This is a genomic window from Thalassotalea montiporae (assembly GCF_053485855.1).
Window position 1 is genome coordinate 676,987 of the sequence record NZ_JBQRUO010000001.1, and the last position, 19,106, is coordinate 696,092.

Genomic DNA, 19,106 nt, shown 5'->3' on the forward strand with positions numbered 1-19,106 from the left:
ACAAGACTTAAACTTGCTTAATCAAAATAAATGATCATTTCTGCCGCTTCGCAGTGGCAGTCAAACCCGCAAAGTATGCAATCGTAGCCGTTGAGCGCGTCTTCACGCCACTTATCTGGGTGCGATTGCACTAACTCGCCACCACATTTGGTAAAGTATTTCACCGCGCTATTGCCCGGACTTTGCTTCCATAAATGACTAACGCCAGCGATTGCCCCTTGCTGTTTGGCGGCAGCAATCGACAGCTTAAGTAATTCACTGCCAATACCGTAGCCCCGGTAGTTTTCATCAACGGTATTACATTTGAAATAGCAAACTTGAGCTGCGTCTGCTCGCCATTTTCGTGGGCTGCACCATTTGTCGATATGCCATTGCTCAGCGGCATAGGTAATGCGAAAGCCAACGAGCTTGTCGCCGTCATAGGCAACAAAGCCAGCATTAATCTCGTTTTTAAAACCTTTTTGATACCAGTCTTGAATATTGTTCTCGTCCATATAGCCATCACCATGCACATGGTTGGCTAGCTGGATCACTTTAGCAAAGTCATTTGGGGTCAACGCCCGATAGTCAATGGTCGTCATTACTGCTTGTCACGCCAATTAAAATAATGGCATAGTTTGCCACTGTTTTGATTTAGTTGCATTAACGCTCGCCTAATGAATACCAAGTTGAATAATTATTTGATCACTCAGCGAGAATTTAAAGGCTCATAGGCAAGGCATTGATTGCCGAGAATGGTTATTCCCTTGTCTAAATCAATAACGCAGTATATGAGCCTTTAAAACTCGCCCTTGGGAATGCATAAGCAGCATGATAACTACACAAAATTCACTCGATGTAGAACAACTATATCGTCATAAATTTCGTTTGTTCTAATACTGCTTATGTCATTCTGAGAGGCTAAATAATTAATCAAATTGGTATAACCTATGTATGATCCGCTGCACGATTCCATCCCTGGTATTAACCTTGACTATCCCAGCAGCTATTGGGCTGATGTTTCTGGCGAAAGCCCAGACAATGATGGCCAGCTGCAAAGTGATCTCGATGTTGATGTCGTTATCATTGGCGGTGGCTTTACCGGCTTATCCTGCGCTTATCACCTTGCCGCCGAGCAAGGTATCAAAGCGGTTGTGTTAGAAGCAAATCAAACCGCTTGGGGCTGTAGTGGTCGTAATGCAGGATTTGTCTTAAAAAGCTCTGGTCGAAAATCGTTTACTGAAATGGCGAACGATTGGGGCAATGAAGTAATGCGCGGCATCTATCAAGAAATGGCGGCGGGCGTTGATACCGTCAATAGTTTAATTGCACAAGGCATAGACTGTGATCGCCAAACAGCGGGCTATTTAAAAGTTGCTCATAAGCCGAGTAAGTTAAAAGAGCTCATTGCGCTGGCTGATGTTCAACGCCAGCAATTTGGTTATCAAGTGGAAGTGCTGTCAAAGCAGCAAGTCCGTGAGCAGTACATGGATGACCAACAAGCCTATGGTGCCATTCGCTATCAAGATGGTTTGGGTTTGAACCCACTTAAACTCGCATGGGGCTATCAGCGCTTAGCGTGCCAAGCGGGTGCTAAAGTTTATACTGGTACGCCAGTGGTTAATTGGCAGCAACAAGGCGAATATCAAGAGTTAATCACGCCAAATGCCAAGGTGCGAGCGAAAAAAGTAGTGCTAGCAACCAATGGCTATACACCCAAAGGCTTTCATCCTTGGGTTAATCACCGATTCTTACCTGTACTGTCTCAAATTATTGTGACTGAGCCACTGACCGAGCAGCAAATTGCAGCATGCAACTGGCAAACGAATAATGTGGTGATGGACACTCGTGCGTTAAAATACTATTACCGAAAGTTGCCAGACAATCGCATCTTATTTGGTGGGCGCGGGGCCATTACTGGCAAAGGCGCAGAAGATGATTATTACCCGAAGCGCTTGCTTTCGGTATTAAAGCAGAGTTTTCCTGCACTTCAAGATATTAACTATGACTATGCATGGGCTGGCTGGATTTGTATGTCGCTCGATGATATTCCGCATATTTACCATGATGACAAACAACAGGTTTTCTATGCCATGGGCTATTGTGGAGCCGGTTTGTCATTTTCAGCGCAAGCAGGCAAGCGCTTAGCGGAAAACGTCGCTGAAAAACAGCTACCAAATTCATTATCAAGCTTGCCAATATTTAATCGTCATCTACCTAAGTTTCCGTTTGCGCCGCTAAGACGAGTTGGCCAATGGAGCTATTTTCAATATGGCAAAATCAAAGATAGGTATTTTTAGCAACTTAGCATAGTGACTTTTAGGTAAAATCATTTATTACAGACATAAAAAAACCACGCTAAAGCGTGGTTTTTCATTCGGAAAATATATTGCTATAGCAGCCTGACGTTTGCTTGGATAGAAGTTGTAACACCAGATGGTGAGGTAATATCTATAATAAGCAAACCGGATTCTGGTTCACCATCTGTTGGGTTTTCCAGTGTAAACTCAATACGATGTGAACTTAATGTATCAGGTACCGTAAACGATGTTGTGCCTTCTACTGTGCCAGCAGTAGAGGTCACAGTAACGGTCGTATCCCTAGGCATTGCTTGCCCTGCGGTATCTGAAAATAGTAAAACTATGTTAGTCACGTTACCATCGGCGATAGTAATATCGTTTGAGGTATTTGAGCTACTTGTCTCATAGACAAAACCCGCTTGGTTTTGCAATGTGTATGATGCAGCTGAGCTTGCCATGACCATGACAATCGCTTTACGCACATGAATGGCTTGATTATCTTCAGCTGCACAACGCGCGCCTTGACACTGTGGACCGTTAAACAGGCCGTCTTGGGTTGTAAAGCTGTTATCGTTGTTAAAATCTAGGAATACTTCACCGGCATCATATTGATTATCTTCATCATCATCACGCCATGCCTCACTCATATCTACAAAACCAGAAGCTTGCGCAATCTGACGGCCGCGGCCTGAAGATACTGCGGAGTTAACAATGGCAGTACCGTCGCTGTCGTCAAAGGTATTATTACCATTAGTGTCAAAGAATGTCTCGTGGCCAAGCGCCGTCGCTAAAATGGTAATACGGTGATCTGGTACACGTGGCTCTGCACTTGTCCAAGTAACTGAACAAGCGCCGTTAGTGGTGGTACAGCTTGGCTGAATGGCACCGCCTTCGGTGGTAAAGTTTACTGTTGTGCCGTCTGGTACAGGGTTATTAAAGTTGTCTGCTAAGCGGGCTGTAATTTGCGCTTCAACACCGCTGATATTGTCAGCCTCTGGGTTGCGAATATCAGTTGACAAGGTGACTGAACGTTGCTCAGGTAAACCGGTATTCACTGACAGTAAATCTGACTGGGTTTGTACCTCAATAGTTTCATTGCCAACATTCATTGTCGACTTAGCCGAAACACGAACGGCTGTTGGCACTGTGCCTGCCGTAACTTTAACAGTGACAATACCTTGACTGTTAGTAAGACCAGATGTTGGACTTAGCGTCATGCCACCTACTTGTGTACTTAAAGTAAAGTCTACAGCTTGTTGCGCTAGTGGGTTACCTAAGGCACTGCGCACAGTAAAGGTTAAGGTAGATGTTTCTTGTTGGCCTTGGCCACCTGTACCTTTTAAGACAATAGAGGTGGGCTCTGCAGAGGTAAATTCAATTGAGCCAAGCTGTTCGCCAGCGATACTCACTGTGCTTGAAGCAATACTAGTAACGCCGTTAACGGTAATTGATGCAACGATAGCATCATCAATACCTGAGCTGCCTGCACAGCTTAAATCTTCAAAGGTCGCATTGGCAGTTCCTTTGATGGTAAACACTGATTCATCAACAGTCGCATCACCACTTTGCACACAGTTTGAAGAAAAGCTTACTGGTGTTGGTGTATTAATACGGTTCCCTTCGCTATCTACTAAATCAACAGTTAAACCTAATGTCCCGCCTGCACTGATGGTGTCTGAGCCTAATAGAACCTCACCTTCGTTAAAGGTTCCGCTAGCATCAATATGACCAATGCGAATACCTTCATCGACAATAACAGCGTCAGCAGCAATGATTTCGTAGTTAAATTGACTAGGTGTTACTTCACTGTCTTCACCAAGTGACGCAACCACAACGCCAGCGCCTATTTGACCGTCGCTTACCAGCGTAACCTTAGCTTCACCTTGGCTATTAGTTAGTGCCGTTGTTGTGTTTAACGTGCCAATATCTGCAGTAAAAGTGACAATTTCATTGGCAATAGGCTGATTAGCATTAGTCGTTAAGCGAGCAATAATTTGCGCTTGTTGATCAGCTTTAAACTGGCTCGTGACTTGGCCATCAACTAATAGTTGGCTGGCTAGACTAGGGGCTTGCACGGCTGTTGTCTGTAAAAACTCGAAATCGTCTGATGCCGTCAGTTCACCAATCGTCGCTGTGGCTGTGCCTGCGCCAGCAGCAAGCTCAATATTAGTGACCGTAACACTTGCTTGGCCTTGTTCATTAGTGAGGCGAGAGCTAACGGCTAGGCTACCGATGGTGGTTTCAAAGCTGACACTGCGGCCTGCGATGATTTGCCCATTGCTATCTAGTACTGTAGCTAATAGCTGTACTTCATCATTGGCTTGAAAGCTTTGTTGACTTTGCCCTGACGCATTCAAAATGGCTAGGGTAATTGAATTGACTGTTTGGCTTTCACTGGCGGTGGGATTGTCTCCTGAGCTGCCATTACAACCAACTAAAAGGCTAAGGCTCGCAAAAAGCAGTGCCGTGAAGTACTTTTTCATTCGGAATACCTGTTGAAAAGGATGGACGTAAAACTACAGCAAGAATAAATTTCTGTCGGTAAAAAGTCTATGAATTTTCTGGGCTATTTTGTGTTCTTAATCAGATTTTACTCAGTTAAATTGCTGGTGATTTTAACGAGCGAGTTTGGCTACTCGCGTAATTCAACTGCTTGGGCAGCGCATCTAGTTGCCTAGTTCACCTTGTTAATTAACTTGCCTGTATTAAAGCCTGCGATGTTTGCCGCAACTATATTTAAAATACGTTGCTGTGCTTGTTGGCTTGCCCAAGCAATATGGCCCGTGATAGCAAGATTGGGAATATCACCGCTAACCAAGCCTGCAACCAAAGGATGTGAGCTTGGTGGTGGCTCTTGATCAAGTACATCTAAAATGGCGTAACTAAGCTGCTGTGTTCTCAATGCATTGGCTAATGCGTTATTGTCAATTAAGTCGCCACGGGCAGTATTAATCAGTATTGATGAAGGCTTCATTTGAGCTAAGCGATCACTATTGATTAACCCTTGAGTTGCGGGCGTTGAAGGGCAATGTAAACTGACAACATCAGCATTGGCTAGCATATCATCAAAACTGACGCGGCCTTCGCGAACTGTCTGGCTGTCAGGTCGCTCTGCAATTAGTACCTTCATATCAAAAGCACGTGCCGCTTTCGCAACCGCTTGACCAATATGGCCATAGCCTAAAATACCGAATGTTTTTCCCGCGACTTCATTAATTGGTTGATCGTGCAAACAGAATGCTTGGCTTGTGCTCCATTTGCCGCTGGCAACATTGTAATTATGCTGTTCAATATTTTGAAAACGCTTAAATAGCTGTGAAAAAACATATTGAGCGATTGCTGGCCCTGCATAGTTTTTTGCATGACAAACCTCAATTTGGCGCTGTTTAGCAGCGTCTAAATCAATGTTGTTCGTGCCAGTTGCGGCAACACAAATCAGTTTTAGCTTGGATAGCCTGGCCAGTGTTTCGGCATCTAATACCACTTTATTGGTGATAATTATTTCGGCATGTTGGGCGCGGTCAATCACTTCTGCTGGCTGAGTAAACTCATGTAAGGTAAGTTTATCTGTCACTTGGCGAATTGAATTTACATCAAGGCCAGAATTAAAGGTGCCGTAATCAAGAAATACTGTTGTTGTCATTTTATTGCCGCTTAGCGTGGCTCAGGGGAATGGCGCAAGCTTAACGAGAAAGGCAATAGGCCTCAAGTACGGCGATTCACATGGTTTTTACGATAGTTGTAATGGCGTTATTAACCCGCAGCACTTATAGTAACGCTGGTAAAGGTCAGGGCATAGTGCCTGCAAAGCCTAATAACAATAACTAGAGATAGTAAACCATGAAATTAAACAAATTATTCGCCGCAATGGCGATTTCTGGCGTACTTTGGGGATGTAACTCAACAGATACTAGCCAAGCTGTTAGCCAATCACCAGAAGCCGAGGTTAATACTGTGGCTGCAAATAGTGCAGAAATTGCAGCTGCAACTGAGCTGTTAATGTCAGAATGGACTGGCCCATACCAAGGTGTACCAGCGTTTGATAAAGTATCACTCATTGGCTTAAAGCCTGCGCTAGAAAAAGCGATGGCGTTGAATTTGGCTGAAATCGAGGCGATTGCTAACAATCCAGCACCAGCAAACTTCGAAAACACCATTGTTGAAATGGAACGTGCAGGCAAAGTACTCAATCGCATTTTCAGATATTACGGTATTTGGAGTGCTAACCGTTCTTCAGCTGAATTTAGAGAAATTCAAAGTGAAATGGCACCTAAGCTGTCAGCGTTTTTCTCAAAAATTAGTCAAAACGATAAACTTTTCCAACGTGTTTCAGCTGTTTACAACGGCGAAGAAGTCAAAGGCTTATCAAAAGAGCAGCAACGCTTAGTGTGGTTGGTGTACAACGGTTTTGCTCGCAATGGCGCAACCTTGCAGGGCGAACAAAAAGCACGCTACGCTGAAATTAACCAACGTTTAGCTCAGTTACATACAAAATTCGCTAACAACGTTTTAGCTGATGAAGAGAACTACGTACTATTTCTTGATGAAAGCCAGCTAGGTGGTTTAACTGATTCTATTATTGCGGCAGCGGCTAAAGCGGCAAAAGAGCGCGGACAGGAAGGTAAATACGCCTTTACCAATACACGTTCTTCAATGGACCCGTTCTTAACCTATTCAACTGAGCGTGAATTGCGGAAGCAAGTTTGGGAAACCTACTACAACCGTGGTGACAATGGTGACGAATTTGATAACAACGAGATTATCAAAGAGATCTTAACACTTCGTCACGAGCGTGTTGGCTTATTAGGTTACGACAACTATGCATCATGGCGTTTAGAAGATCGTATGGCGAAAAAGCCAGAAAATGCGATCGCATTAATGGAGAAAGTTTGGCCAGCAGCAATTGCCCGTGTTGATGAAGAAGTGGCAGACATGCTGAATATCGCCAAAGCAGACGGCGTGAAAATGATCAAACCATGGGACTATCGTTACTACGCTGAAAAAGTACGTATGGACAAATACGCACTTGATTCAAGCGAAGTGAAGAAGTACCTACAAGTTGAAAAGCTGCAAGATGCAATGTTCTATGTTGCGGGTCGTTTATTCAACTACAGCTTCAGTGAAATTACCGATGGCTCAGTACCTGTTTTCCATGAAGATGTGCGCGTATGGGACGTAAAAGATAAAACCTCTGGCGAGCATATTGGTTTATTCTACTTAGACCCGTTTGCCCGCAAAGGTAAGCGCAGCGGGGCATGGGCGACAACTTACCGCAGTCATACAACGATTGATGGTAAAACTAACGTATTATCGTCAAACAACTCGAACTTCATCAAAGGTAAAGAAGGCGAGCCAGTATTAATTTCTTGGGATGATGCAGAAACCTTCTTCCACGAATTTGGTCATGCATTGCACTTCTTATCATCAAACGTTGATTACCCAACACTAAATGGCGGTGTGCGAGATTACACTGAATTCCAATCACAGCTATTAGAGCGTTGGCTAACGACAGATGAAGTGATTAACACTTACTTGGTGCACTACAAAACTGGCGAGCCAATGCCAAAAGATTTAGTCGCTAAAATCAAGCAGGCAGCAACTTTTAACGAAGGCTTTAAAACGACTGAGTACTTAGCGTCTGCGATTATCGATATGAAGCTACACACGACAGATCCTGCTGGTATTGACCCAGATAAATTTGAGCGTGAAGAATTAGCGAAGCTAAATATGCCATCGCAAATTGTTATGCGTCATCGCACACCGCATTTTGGTCATGTGTTTAGTGGTGAAGGCTACTCAGCTGCATACTACGGCTACATGTGGGCAGAAGTGCTAACGTCTGATGCGTCAGAAGCGTTTGAAGAAGCTCCTGGTGGTTACTACGATCCTGCTGTTGCAGCGAAATTAGTAGAGCACTTGTTCAGCGTGCGTAACGCGGTAGATCCTGCCGAAGCTTATCGCGCGTTCCGTGGCCGTGACGCTGTGGTTGATGCGCTAATGCGTGACCGTGGTTTTCCGGTGACTAAATAGTAACTTTTAAAATAAGTTATCAGCTACTAACTAGCTGAACTAAAAGTTAAATACGCTAAAGCCCGCATTTGCGGGCTTTAATATTTTTATCTATATTGCACAATCAAAATATCACGTTAACAAGGAATATACTGATGAAAATCAGCCCATCTGAACGTTTGTTTTACCGTTTACTAACAGCTGACGATGCTCAGTTATTGGCAGATCTTGATCAAGATCCTGAGGTGATGAAATACATTAACGGTGGACGAGTTAATACACTTGACGATATTGAACAAGTGTTCATTCCAAGGTTGCAAAAATTTGTTAATCCTTCGCAAGGCTGGGGGATGTGGGGCGTTTTTACACAAGGTGTGGAAGCGCAACAAGCCACCGATGTAACTCAAACCGCATCTCAAGCAGAGCATGACCGCGAGCGCTTTATCGGCTGGATTTTAATTAGACCAATGGGCTTTTTTACGGATAAACCCAACTGGGATGAATTAGAAATTGGCTGGCGTTTTAAACGTTATACGTGGGGCAAAGGCTATGCCACTGAATCTGCACAACATGTGATGTCGGCGATTCAATCACTGGGTATTGCACGCGGCATTGGCGCGATTGCCTTGCCAGATAATTCCGCCTCGATTGGGGTGATGAAAAAGCTTGGTCTCCAATATACTTCTACTTACTTGCACACAGATCCATTAGGTGACGCAGAAGTTGTTTATTACCGGCTCGCTTGGTAGTCGGTAGTAAGTAGTCGGTAATAAACAAAGTTTATTTATAACTATCTACTCGTAGTGACGTTCACGTTTCGTTTTTATCACGGCAATATATGCATGCCAGCTCGCGTAGCTCAGCACTGGCATAATCAAAATAAAACCAAACCCTTGGGTTAAGAACCCTACAAGAATGAAGCCTAGAATGACCAAGGCCCATGCAAACATGGCGACGACATTCTTGTTAACCGCTTTTGCTGAGCTTATCACCGCCGTCATAATATCAACGCGGCGCTCAACCATAATTTGTGGCGTAAAGGCGCTGATAGTGAACACCACAGCAGCCATGGCTGCCCCCACTAGTGTACCGAAACCTAAAAAGAACGTAAGTTCCTCAAAGGTTGGATTTACGGTATTGGGATACAGTGCATGGATCAAGGCGGCTAGGCGAGTCCACGCAATCATACAAATCATTAATAAGATGGCAAAACCCCATTCGCCAACGGGATTTCTAAACATGGATTTAAGACTGTGCGACATGGTTGGCTTGTGACCTTTTTCTAGCTCCCAGGCGACATCGTATAAACCGGTGGCAAATGCCGGACCAATCAAAGCAAAGGCAATTGTGGCGGGCAAGATAATCAAATGATTTTCTGTATTTGCTACCAAGTAGAAAATTGCCACAGGTACGACACTAAAGATAAGGCCGTAAATTAAGCTGATTAATGGTGCTTTAGTAAAATCTTTGATGGCTAAACTTAACCAGTGAAAACAGGCAAATGTACTTACTTGATTACTTTCAATCGTTCTGGCAAACGCTTTTTTGTCTCGTGTTTGACGGTTTGCTTGTGCCTGTGTTGACGTCTGAGTGGTCGGCATATCATATCCCTCGTTCGTTGTCGTTCTTGCGGATACTGCTTCATAATCTAGGGTAGTCTACCTATTTGATTACGCAGTTATATTAACCATGGTTCATTTTTCCCGATTGAGCCAGTTTATGCATAAGTTCGTAAGCTAGTTTGTATTTTTAGGGGTTAATCTTATGGCGTAAGGTTAGTTCGTAACCAGCAGCGGTGAAGTTAGGAGGAAGTATGCACAACGAACTAGACGTAAAATATTGTCTGTCGGTGTTTAATAAGGTGCTTAGTGACGGTGAAGTGTTAGAGGGTAAACGCCATTGGCAAGGGCTGTCTGCGTGGGCTGATTTTGATGGCTATACCTGCTATTTACAGTTTAATCAGGTGGTGGTGACTTTGCTGTTTCACGGCAAGTATGATGTTAGCAAGCCTAATGAAGAGGCTTGGCAACAATTTTTAAAGAAAATTAAAAGTTTGGCAGACAGTTTATAATGTTTTAACTTTCTGGTTGTCGGCTACACAGGAATGCTTTTACCAAGCAATCACTTTATGCTGCCAATCAAGGTAACTAGCCTCTCCATCCAACTCAACATGGTGTTTTGCTGACAATAATTGCGTTGCAACAAATGCGGGTGTAAATAGCTTGTCTTTGCGCACATTGCGCTGAAACGGTTTAGATAACGGTGTGTCTGTTGTTCCGGGGTGAAATAAAATAAATTTGACGTGCTTAGCTCTGCGACTTGCCTCTATCGCCAAACATTTTACTGCCATATTTAACGCTGCCTTTGACATTCGATAACTGTACCAACCGCCCAATTGATTATCACTAATGCTGCCGATGCGAGCGCTCATCACAGTAACAATACAAGGTGCTTGATAATGCTCTAAATAAGGCATTAAGGCTTGTAACCAGCGCAGTGGTGTTAACGTATTGGCTGATAAAACTTGATCGAATGCGCTTGGCTCAAACGCTTCGATTTTTTTCTCTGGCATAAAGTCTTCGCTGTGTAAAATACCATTGCAGATAATAATTTCGCTCAGTTGCCTTTGCTCCTCAGAGAGAGTCGCAGGTTGTTCTCTAGTGAAGTTCGATGAGAGCTCAGTTAACAAGGCTTCTATACTTGCTTGCTGGTAATCACTTTGTCGCCAAGTTAATTGTCCATTGGCCAAAAAAGGCGCCAGTGATTGCGGCATAGCTTGTCGAGATACGGCGATAACCTTGTTATGTTCAGCTTTGGCTTTATTTTTGTTTAGGCTGTCGTTTAGAAGCTGCGCAATCACAGCTTGGGCAATGGCACTGCTGGCACCAATCACTAGACTCGTTGTCATTGCCGCATTTTCCTTTTTGAATCTATGTCATGTTCGGTGTGAGGTAGCCCATCACTAACGTTGCTTGATTGACAAGACTGTTGAACGGTCGTTGAAACCGTGCACCCACAATCTTGTTTGTCTAGCGTTTCTTGCTTAGTTAGCTTGGCGTAAAACTTAGAAATGCTATGGCGATTAGCTGCAAATAACCGATAGCCGAGCTTTGCCAACGGTCGAGTTAGTCGCCAGGCTAATGGCTTAACCCAAAACTCTTTACCAACTAGTCGCCATGCATGGTAATTTACGTCGATACCCGTGATCACTTTACCCCTAAGCTTACCGTATATAACGCGCATCGCCTCTTGGCTATCAATATCAGGAAATTGAGTAGCAAAATCGCTCTGATGTAAGTCTTCAAATTGAATCAACTGCTTGGTATTTCGCTTGGCTAATGCATTGATTTCAGCTATGCATAACGGACAGTTGCCGTCAAAAAATAGGGTAAGCTCTGCCATATTAATTTCCTATTAAATATAAGTCTGCTACTAACGATAGGTTGCTAAAGAGCGTTAAAAGTCAGGATATGACAAAGCACTACGATGCTGGTTAGTACTATTCGCAACAATTGGTAGCCAAGTGGCTTATCAGTGAATAACCCCATTTTAAATTCACTTGCGAGCAGCAACACAAAGCCACTAGCTAACACGGGTAAAGCCAGTTCTGCTGGCAGTAATAAGCAGGCGAAGGCAACTAAAGTAAATAGGTTGGAAATGATAGTTGCTGTTTGCTTTAGCCATAGGGTACCTGCAAGGAAACTCAATATACAGGCGCTGTAGGCGACAAAAACTTGGTACGGCGAGAGCGACAATAAAGAGGCATTACTCGTTGCAGCCCATGTTGCGGCAATAAATGGAATTAGCCCTAGGTAACCCAGTGTTCGCCAATTGATTATATTTGCCATTGCTTTCACACCTTTTGTTTTCACGCCTTTATTGCCTGTGCAATGCAGTATTGACTGTCTGAGAAGTTACGCAGCACGATGCACAGGCGATCAGTAACGCAGGGAGAATTGCTGTTTAAATGGCTTAGTTAATCTGTAGGCAATACCAACTCATCTATTGCATCGCTGATTAAGTCGACTTGTTGCTGCATTTTTATCTGGGCATCGGTAACACCTTGATTATAAAAGTGCGGTGAAAACTGCTCGACAATAAAGTCACATAGAAACTCCGCATCAAAGCCATAAATGTCTATGGCTAACTCGTCGTTTAAGTAATTGGTAAGTTTTTGGGTTAAATCATTTTTTTGTTGCTTTGATAAGGATTTCATTACGCTAAGAGTTGTTCGACTATGAAGGAACTCTTTATACTAAGGTGAAAATTTTATTCAAGCCTAAACTATGCTCGACTACCTCAAGAAGCTATGGCACACCGACTGTGAATTTTGCCGAAAAACTCGCTATTTCCTGTTATGGCTTATACTCATGTTATTAGCGGATTACTTTGTTTTTAAATTAATTTTTTAGCAGCCTTGAAAGTTTTTATCGGTTGCTTAAGTGATGAACTGATACGAAAACAAGAGAGGAAAGTCTTGATGGCACTAAAATGGGTAGACTCACTTGATATTGCCTTAGCCTTAATTGACGAACACCCAGCGGTTGATCCAACGCAACTGCATTTTCCTGAATTAATGCAGTGGGTGATTGCTTTAGAAGAGTTCGATGATGACCCAAACCGTTGTGGAGAGCGTATCCTCGAAGCTATTCAACAAGCTTGGATTGATGAAGCTGACTGACTTTGCGTTAAGTTAAGTTCACGTTTTTTGATCGTTATTATTTTGAATACCATAAAAATTTGAACTTGACCCAATGGTCGGCTTTTTAGTTCACGGTTCATCAACTATACTGTCGGCCAAATTTAGCGTCAGGATCATTAATACGATCACTTCGCTAACTAATTTCCGCCCTAATACCAATATTCTAACCAAAACTATTATGACAGAAGCCAAAAAACGCCCATTGTATCTTCCTTATGCTGGCCCTCACTTGCTTGAAACTCCGCTACTAAACAAGGGTAGTGCGTTTAGCAAAGAAGAGCGTGCGATGTTTAACTTAACCGGATTAATTCCACCAAGTTACGAAACGATTGAAGAGCAGGTTGAACGTTGCTATCAGCAATTTAGTAGCTTTCAAACAAACTTAAACAAGCATATCTACCTACGTAATATTCAAGATAAAAACGAAACCTTGTATTACCGACTAGTGGAAGAAAATTTAGAAGAAATGATGCCAATCATCTATACGCCAACGGTAGGCGATGCATGTGAGCGTTTTTCTGATATTTATCGCAGTAACCGTGGTTTATTCATCGCTTATGAAGAGCGTGACCAACTTGATGATATTTTGCGTAATGCCACCAAAAATAAAGTCAAAGTAATTGTCGTGACTGACGGTGAGCGCATTTTAGGCTTAGGCGACCAAGGTATTGGTGGTATGGGTATTCCAATTGGTAAGTTGGCACTTTATACCGCTTGTGGTGGTATTAGCCCAGCGTATTGCCTGCCAATTACATTGGATGTCGGTACCAACAATGAAAAACTATTAAACGATCCTATGTATATGGGCTCAAGACACCCACGTATTAGCCAAGAAGAATACAACGAATTTGTTGATATGTTTATTCAAGCGGTGAAGCGCCGCTGGCCAAATGTGATGTTGCAGTTTGAAGATTTCGCACAGCCTAATGCAATGCCGCTACTAGAAAAGTATAAAGACGAAATTTGTTGCTTTAATGATGATATTCAAGGAACAGCATCGGTAACGGTTGGAACATTATTAGCGGCCTGTCGTACCAAAGGTGTTAAGCTTGCTGATCAAAAGGTCGCCTTTGTTGGTGCCGGCTCCGCCGGTTGTGGTATTGCTGAGCAAATTATTAGTCAAATGGTCAGTGAAGGTGCGTCACCTGAGCAAGCACGCTCACAGATCTTTATGGTCGATCGTTTTGGCTTATTAACTGAAGGCATGACTGGCCTTAGAGACTTTCAGCAAAAGCTAGTGCAGTCAACAGGTGCACTAAGTGATTGGCAAGTGGCGGGCGAATACGCCAGTTTGCTAGAAGTGATGGAAGGCGCAAAGCCAGATGTATTAATTGGTGTCTCTGGGCAAGCAGGATTGTTTACTGAGGAAGTGATCAAAGCTATGCACAGCCATTGTCCTCAGCCAATCATTTTCCCGTTAAGCAATCCATCACGCCAAGTAGAGGCAACACCTGAGCAAGTGATCACGTGGACACAAGGCCAAGCGATTGTTGCAACAGGTAGCCCATTTAAACCGGTTGAATATCAGGGTGAATTGTTCCCAATTGCCCAATGTAATAACAGCTACATTTTCCCGGGGTTAGGCTTGGCAGTTGTTGCCGCTAAAATCAGCCGCATTACTGATGAAATGTTAATGGTTGCGAGTGAAACATTGGCGCAAGCATCGCCATTGGCTAATGCTGGGCAAGGGGAACTATTGCCGCCAATTACAGAAATTTCAGCATTAAGTAAGCGTATTGCTTTTGCTGTCGCGAAAGTCGCCTATGCGCAAGACCTAGCGTTAGCGCTTTCTGACGAGCAATTAAGTGCAAAAATTGAAGCGAACTTCTGGCAGCCTGAGTACCGCCAATATCGCCGTACTAGTATCTAAAAAGCTGCTAGGTACAGTATTTAAACGTAGCGTGAAAAATTAATGCTGCTAATGCAAAACGGCTCGCTTTGCCCTTTAAAGTTGAATACGAGGTGGAATGTGAGCTGTTTCTGTTTTTTTCTAATATTTGAAAGCATTCCGCAGTCAATTCACCCTCAACTAACACTTTGCAGGTTAACGCCGCTATAGGTAATCACTAACGCTAGAGCATACGCCAACCAAGACCTGTAAGCGTCACAACAATATCATTAGTTTTTTAGCATCACTTAGTCTATAATCGCGCCAAAATTTTTAGCGTTCATTTCGTTTGGCGGGCAGTATTCCCAATTCCTTGCAAAGTGAACCCATTATTCAATTACTTAAAAGAGGCTTTATCATGGCTATCGAACGTACTTTTTCTATCGTTAAACCAGATGCAGTTGCTAAAAACGTTATCGGTCAAATCTACAACCGTTTCGAAACTGCTGGTTTAACTATCATCGCTTCAAAAATGGTTCACTTATCCAAAGAACAAGCTGAAGGTTTCTACGCTGAGCACAGCGAGCGTCCTTTCTTCGGTGCTTTAGTTGAATTCATGACTTCTGGCCCAGTAATGGTTCAAGTTTTAGAAGGCGAAGGTGCTGTACTTAAAAACCGCGAAATCATGGGTGCAACTAACCCAGCTGAAGCATTAGCAGGTACATTACGTGCTGACTACGCAAACTCTATCGACGAGAACGCAGTTCACGGTTCAGACGCTTTAGAATCAGCAGCTCGTGAAATTGCTTACTTCTTCACTGAAGAAGAAATTTGCCCACGCACTCGCTAATTCTATTTTAAGCGTCGTGTAGCGCTCCCGTTCGTTGTCAGAAATGCTCACGTAATATTCATACGCTGCGCGTTTCTTCCTAGAACGAAAACGCTACACTTAGCTTAAAAAGAGAATTACAAAAAGGATTTTACTGAGTTATCGGTAAAATCCTTTTGCGTTATTTAAGGTTTGCTGTTTTCCCTAAATAACTTGCGAAGATTAGCGCTGTTAATCGTAAGCATTTTTAAAATGAAGCGCTGAAAATGCTTACGATTAGTTATCGCATAACCTTACTGACACCACTTTATAATTGTTTATGGTGGTGAAAAAGTGTACAATCTTGCGCCTTTAAATTTTGTCTTCTAGAGAAATTGATTTATGTCTGAAGTGGTACAAGTGGCTGAGCAAACAGCCTCAAAAGTCAATCTACTAAATTTTGATCATCAAGGTTTACGCCAATACTTTGAGTCAATCGGTGAAAAACCGTTTCGTGCTGATCAAATCATGAAGTGGATGTATCACTTTGGTTATGACGATTTCGAAAAAATGACTAACTTGAACAAGAAGTTACGTGAAAAATTAGCGCGTAACTGTGAAATTGTTGCACCTGAAATTTCGCAAAAGCAAGTGTCTAACGACGGCACAATCAAGTACGCGTTAAAGCTTGAAAGTGGCCAGGAAGTGGAAACAGTTTGGATCCCAGAGAACAACCGTGCAACTTTATGTGTTTCGTCACAAGTGGGTTGTGCACTGGAATGTAGCTTCTGTTCAACGGCGCAGCAAGGTTTCAACCGTAACTTGTCGATGGCTGAGATCATTGGTCAAGTTTGGCGGGTGGCTAACGATATTGGTGCAACGCGCATTGCTGGCACGCGCCCGATCACTAACATTGTGATGATGGGCATGGGTGAACCACTGCTTAACATGAAAAACTTAATTCCAGCATTAGATACAATGCTCAATGATTTGGGTTATGGATTATCAAAACGTCGCGTTACCGTTAGTACTTCAGGTGTTGTACCAGCACTTGATATGCTGAAAGAAAAAATTGACTGTGCGTTAGCGATTTCGGTACACGCGCCAACCAATCAGTTGCGTGATGAGCTAGTGCCAATCAACAAGAAATACCCATTAGAAGATTTCTTGGCGGCATCACGTCGTTACATCGATGGTTCGAAAGCGCAAAAGGCGGTGACAGTTGAGTATGTGATGATAGATCACGTCAACGACAGCACTGAGCAAGCCCATGAACTAGCGCATGCGTTAAAAGATACGCCGAGTAAAATTAACCTTATTCCGTTTAATCCTTACCCTGGATCTCCTTACAAGCGTTCAAGCAATTCACGCATTGATCGCTTCGACAAAGTACTGCAATCGTATGGCTTTACTGTGATCACACGTCGTACCCGTGGTGATGATATTGACGCGGCTTGTGGCCAATTAGCTGGTGACGTGCTTGACCGCACTAAACGTACCGCGGCAATTGCAGCAAAGCGTGGTGACTCAGCAAGTGAAATTGAGGTTAAAGTCGTTTAACTAGCCCTTCAAATTTCTCTGGCAAGTATCTTGTTCAGGGGCCATTAAAGGCACTCACTAATGAGACATCAGTGAGCAACCAGCAAGCGCTTAAGCCCCTTGCTGGTTTTATTTATAGTAGGTCAAAAATATTTAGTGTTTGGCTGCTAGTGCTAGGCTGGTATAGTATTGTTCATTTGATGCTGGCCAAGTACTTTACCAGTAATTCCAAGATAACAATAACGATCAAGCATGCTATGCAAAATATGGATAAAGCGTTTAAACTTCTTGCCCTGAGCGCAGCCCTTAGTTTTTTATCAGGCTGTGTCACGCAAAACTATGAAAACTCCAAAACGCCTGTTGTTCAGAATGAATCGAGCAATACGGAAATTGCGATGACTCGCATCTCACTTGGCTTAGGTTACTTAAAAATGGGTAACACGACACAAGCTAAGTTAAATCTTGAAAAAGCAAAACGATTTTCACCCAATCTAGTGCAGGTTTACACCGCATTTGCTCACTATTACGAAACGGTTGGCGAAGACGAGTTGACCAGTGCTTCATATGAAAAAGCTTTATCGCTAAAACCCGATGATGCTGATACGCTCAATAACTACGGCGTTTTTCTTTGCCGCAAAGAGCGCTTGGCAGAAGCAGAGCAACAGTTTTTAAAAGCAATTGCAGTACCGACCTATTTGCTGGTGTCAAAAAGCTATGAAAACTTGGCGTTATGTCAGCTAAAAGCACTAAATTTTGAAAAAGCAGAAACTTATTTAAATAAAGCGATTGACCATAACCCAGCCAATGCCTCAATTTTATATCAAATGATGCGTCTGCAATATGCGAAAGGGCAGTATCATCAAGCCTTGGCTTATGCTAAACGGTATGAAAAAGCGACCCGACGTTTTACGCCAGATTCATTGTCACTCAGCTATAAGATTTATGAAGCATTGGGCAATCGGCGAATCGCGAAAAATTACGGCACGATGTTGGTTAAAATGTTTCCCGAGTCATGGCATGCAAGGCAGTATTTGCTCAACGAGCTAGAGCAAATAGAAGCAGATGAATTGGCTGAGCAATTCAGATTGTTGGCATTAGCTGGTAATACGTCATCAACTACCGATAAGCTAAATAACTCAGTGACCAGTGCCTCCACTGACCCTGCAAAAACTGTCGCGAAGAAAGTTAAAGTATTAAAACCTAACAACAAGCCGCCTGTTGCAATAAAACGAAGCAAGACAGCTGTGGTGGAAAATTCAGAAGCAGTAGCTAGTGCCAAAACCGCAACCTCCGCGACAGCAAGTGTCGTTACAACAAGCACGAATAAGCCTAAAAAAACTATCGTATTAAAAGCACCAAAGCCTGAAGCAAAGCCCAAAGTGTCGCCTGATGCATCTGTGCAAGCAAAGGAACTATCTGCATCAGCTGAGGTCATTAATGATAATAATCAGTCAGTTGAACAACCGATACCACAAGATGACAGTGCCGAGCTAGCGATAACAGCAAGCGAAACATCGGTAAGTGAACCCGAAAAAATTGCACCCAAAGAAACTGTGTCAACGCAAACTGAGCTAGCAGAGCATATAGTTTCAAAAAGCACAGCGACAGCGATACAGGAAAACTCAGACGGTTTGATCACTGCTGAAACTGATGCTGTCGAAGAACTAGAAGGTAACGCGCAGGTATCGGGACGGGAATCAGAGCAAATAGTAAAACAAGTAGCTGAGCCGTTAACAGAGCCAGTTTATTTAACGCTTGCTGATTTGCCTCAACACAAAATAGTGAAAGGTGAGAATTTATTCACCATTTCGAAGCGCTATAACATTTATTTAAGCGCTTTACGCAGATGGAACAAACTAGACGAAAATTCGCTGATAAAGATCGGCGACATTATTTATTTGGCTGACCCTGAAAGTGTGCAAGCCGAACAAGAGCAATAAA

17 protein-coding genes are annotated in these 19,106 nt (G+C 43.1%); 9 read left to right on the forward strand and 8 right to left on the reverse strand.

Translation table 11 applies throughout. The features are described 5' to 3' along the window. Nucleotides 1-17 precede the first annotated feature (17 nt). A complete protein-coding gene (locus ACSLUR_RS02890; protein WP_448551632.1) occupies nt 18-581 on the reverse strand; it encodes a GNAT family N-acetyltransferase in 564 nt (187 codons plus the stop codon). Between the two features lie 348 nt (nt 582-929). Here ACSLUR_RS02890 and ACSLUR_RS02895 point away from each other — a divergent pair, with 348 nt between their 5' ends. Further along, entirely contained in the window at nt 930-2,279 is a 1,350-nt protein-coding gene (locus ACSLUR_RS02895) for an NAD(P)/FAD-dependent oxidoreductase (protein WP_448551634.1), read from the forward strand. Nucleotides 2,280-2,371: 92 nt separating this feature from the next. Here the strand turns inward: ACSLUR_RS02895 and ACSLUR_RS02900 are convergent, their stop codons facing one another. Both ACSLUR_RS02900 and ACSLUR_RS02905 read right to left on the reverse strand, forming a co-directional pair. Then, nucleotides 2,372-4,762: an Ig-like domain-containing protein gene (locus ACSLUR_RS02900; RefSeq protein WP_448551636.1), complete on the reverse strand. Its 2,391-nt coding sequence runs from the start codon at nt 4,760-4,762 to the stop codon at nt 2,372-2,374. 191 nt (nt 4,763-4,953) lie between these two features. Continuing rightward, on the reverse strand, nt 4,954-5,922 hold the full coding sequence (locus tag ACSLUR_RS02905) for a D-2-hydroxyacid dehydrogenase (protein ID WP_448551638.1): 969 nt from the start codon (nt 5,920-5,922) through the stop codon (nt 4,954-4,956). Nucleotides 5,923-6,119: 197 nt separating this feature from the next. Here ACSLUR_RS02905 and ACSLUR_RS02910 point away from each other — a divergent pair, with 197 nt between their 5' ends. Together ACSLUR_RS02910 and ACSLUR_RS02915 are read left to right on the forward strand one after the other, a co-directional pair. Beyond that, nucleotides 6,120-8,309, forward strand: coding sequence for a M3 family metallopeptidase (locus tag ACSLUR_RS02910; protein WP_448551640.1), 2,190 nt, complete (start codon nt 6,120-6,122; stop codon nt 8,307-8,309). A gap of 134 nt (nt 8,310-8,443) precedes the next feature. Next, entirely contained in the window at nt 8,444-9,037 is a 594-nt protein-coding gene (locus ACSLUR_RS02915; RefSeq protein ID WP_448551643.1) for a GNAT family N-acetyltransferase, read from the forward strand. 45 nt (nt 9,038-9,082) lie between these two features. Here the strand turns inward: ACSLUR_RS02915 and ACSLUR_RS02920 are convergent, their stop codons facing one another. After that, entirely contained in the window at nt 9,083-9,889 is an 807-nt protein-coding gene (locus tag ACSLUR_RS02920; RefSeq protein WP_448551645.1) for a DUF2189 domain-containing protein, read from the reverse strand. 212 nt (nt 9,890-10,101) lie between these two features. Between ACSLUR_RS02920 and ACSLUR_RS02925 the strand changes: the two genes are divergently transcribed. After that, nucleotides 10,102-10,359: a DUF3081 family protein gene (locus ACSLUR_RS02925; protein ID WP_448551647.1), complete on the forward strand. Its 258-nt coding sequence runs from the start codon at nt 10,102-10,104 to the stop codon at nt 10,357-10,359. 39 nt (nt 10,360-10,398) lie between these two features. On the opposite strand, the gene ACSLUR_RS02930 is transcribed toward ACSLUR_RS02925, so the two are convergent. From ACSLUR_RS02930 to ACSLUR_RS02945, 4 genes are all read right to left on the reverse strand, one after another. Continuing rightward, nucleotides 10,399-11,196, reverse strand: a complete 798-nt coding sequence (locus ACSLUR_RS02930) for an SDR family NAD(P)-dependent oxidoreductase (protein ID WP_448551649.1) — start codon at nt 11,194-11,196, stop codon at nt 10,399-10,401. Beyond that, nucleotides 11,193-11,690 carry a thiol-disulfide oxidoreductase DCC family protein gene (locus tag ACSLUR_RS02935; protein ID WP_448551651.1) on the reverse strand — a complete coding sequence of 166 codons (498 nt, stop codon included), beginning with the start codon at nt 11,688-11,690 and terminating at the stop codon, nt 11,193-11,195. The genes ACSLUR_RS02930 and ACSLUR_RS02935 overlap by 4 nt, the downstream gene beginning before the upstream one ends. Nucleotides 11,691-11,734: 44 nt before the next feature. Next, nucleotides 11,735-12,136, reverse strand: a complete 402-nt coding sequence (locus ACSLUR_RS02940) for a DUF3429 domain-containing protein (RefSeq protein ID WP_448551653.1) — start codon at nt 12,134-12,136, stop codon at nt 11,735-11,737. A gap of 128 nt (nt 12,137-12,264) precedes the next feature. Continuing rightward, nucleotides 12,265-12,504 carry a DUF2164 domain-containing protein gene (locus ACSLUR_RS02945; RefSeq protein ID WP_448551655.1) on the reverse strand — a complete coding sequence of 80 codons (240 nt, stop codon included), beginning with the start codon at nt 12,502-12,504 and terminating at the stop codon, nt 12,265-12,267. Nucleotides 12,505-12,768: 264 nt separating this feature from the next. Here ACSLUR_RS02945 and iscX point away from each other — a divergent pair, with 264 nt between their 5' ends. The 5 genes from iscX to pilW all read left to right on the forward strand — a co-directional run bounded on the left by iscX (nt 12,769) and on the right by pilW (nt 19,105). Further along, nucleotides 12,769-12,969: a Fe-S cluster assembly protein IscX gene (iscX, locus tag ACSLUR_RS02950; protein ID WP_448551657.1), complete on the forward strand. Its 201-nt coding sequence runs from the start codon at nt 12,769-12,771 to the stop codon at nt 12,967-12,969. A 199-nt stretch (nt 12,970-13,168) separates the two neighbouring features. Continuing rightward, nucleotides 13,169-14,860 (forward strand): NAD-dependent malic enzyme, encoded by a 1,692-nt coding sequence (locus tag ACSLUR_RS02955; RefSeq protein ID WP_448551659.1) that lies wholly within the window; start codon nt 13,169-13,171, stop codon nt 14,858-14,860. A gap of 376 nt (nt 14,861-15,236) precedes the next feature. Beyond that, the gene (gene ndk, locus ACSLUR_RS02960; protein WP_115999260.1) at nt 15,237-15,668 is read left to right on the forward strand and encodes a nucleoside-diphosphate kinase; all 432 of its coding nucleotides are present in this window, start codon (nt 15,237-15,239) and stop codon (nt 15,666-15,668) included. 360 nt (nt 15,669-16,028) lie between these two features. After that, on the forward strand, nt 16,029-17,186 hold the full coding sequence (gene rlmN / locus ACSLUR_RS02965) for a dual-specificity RNA methyltransferase RlmN (RefSeq protein ID WP_115999261.1): 1,158 nt from the start codon (nt 16,029-16,031) through the stop codon (nt 17,184-17,186). Nucleotides 17,187-17,431: 245 nt separating this feature from the next. Continuing rightward, a complete protein-coding gene (gene pilW / locus ACSLUR_RS02970) occupies nt 17,432-19,105 on the forward strand; it encodes a type IV pilus biogenesis/stability protein PilW (protein WP_448551662.1) in 1,674 nt (557 codons plus the stop codon). Nucleotide 19,106: the final 1 nt, after the last annotated feature.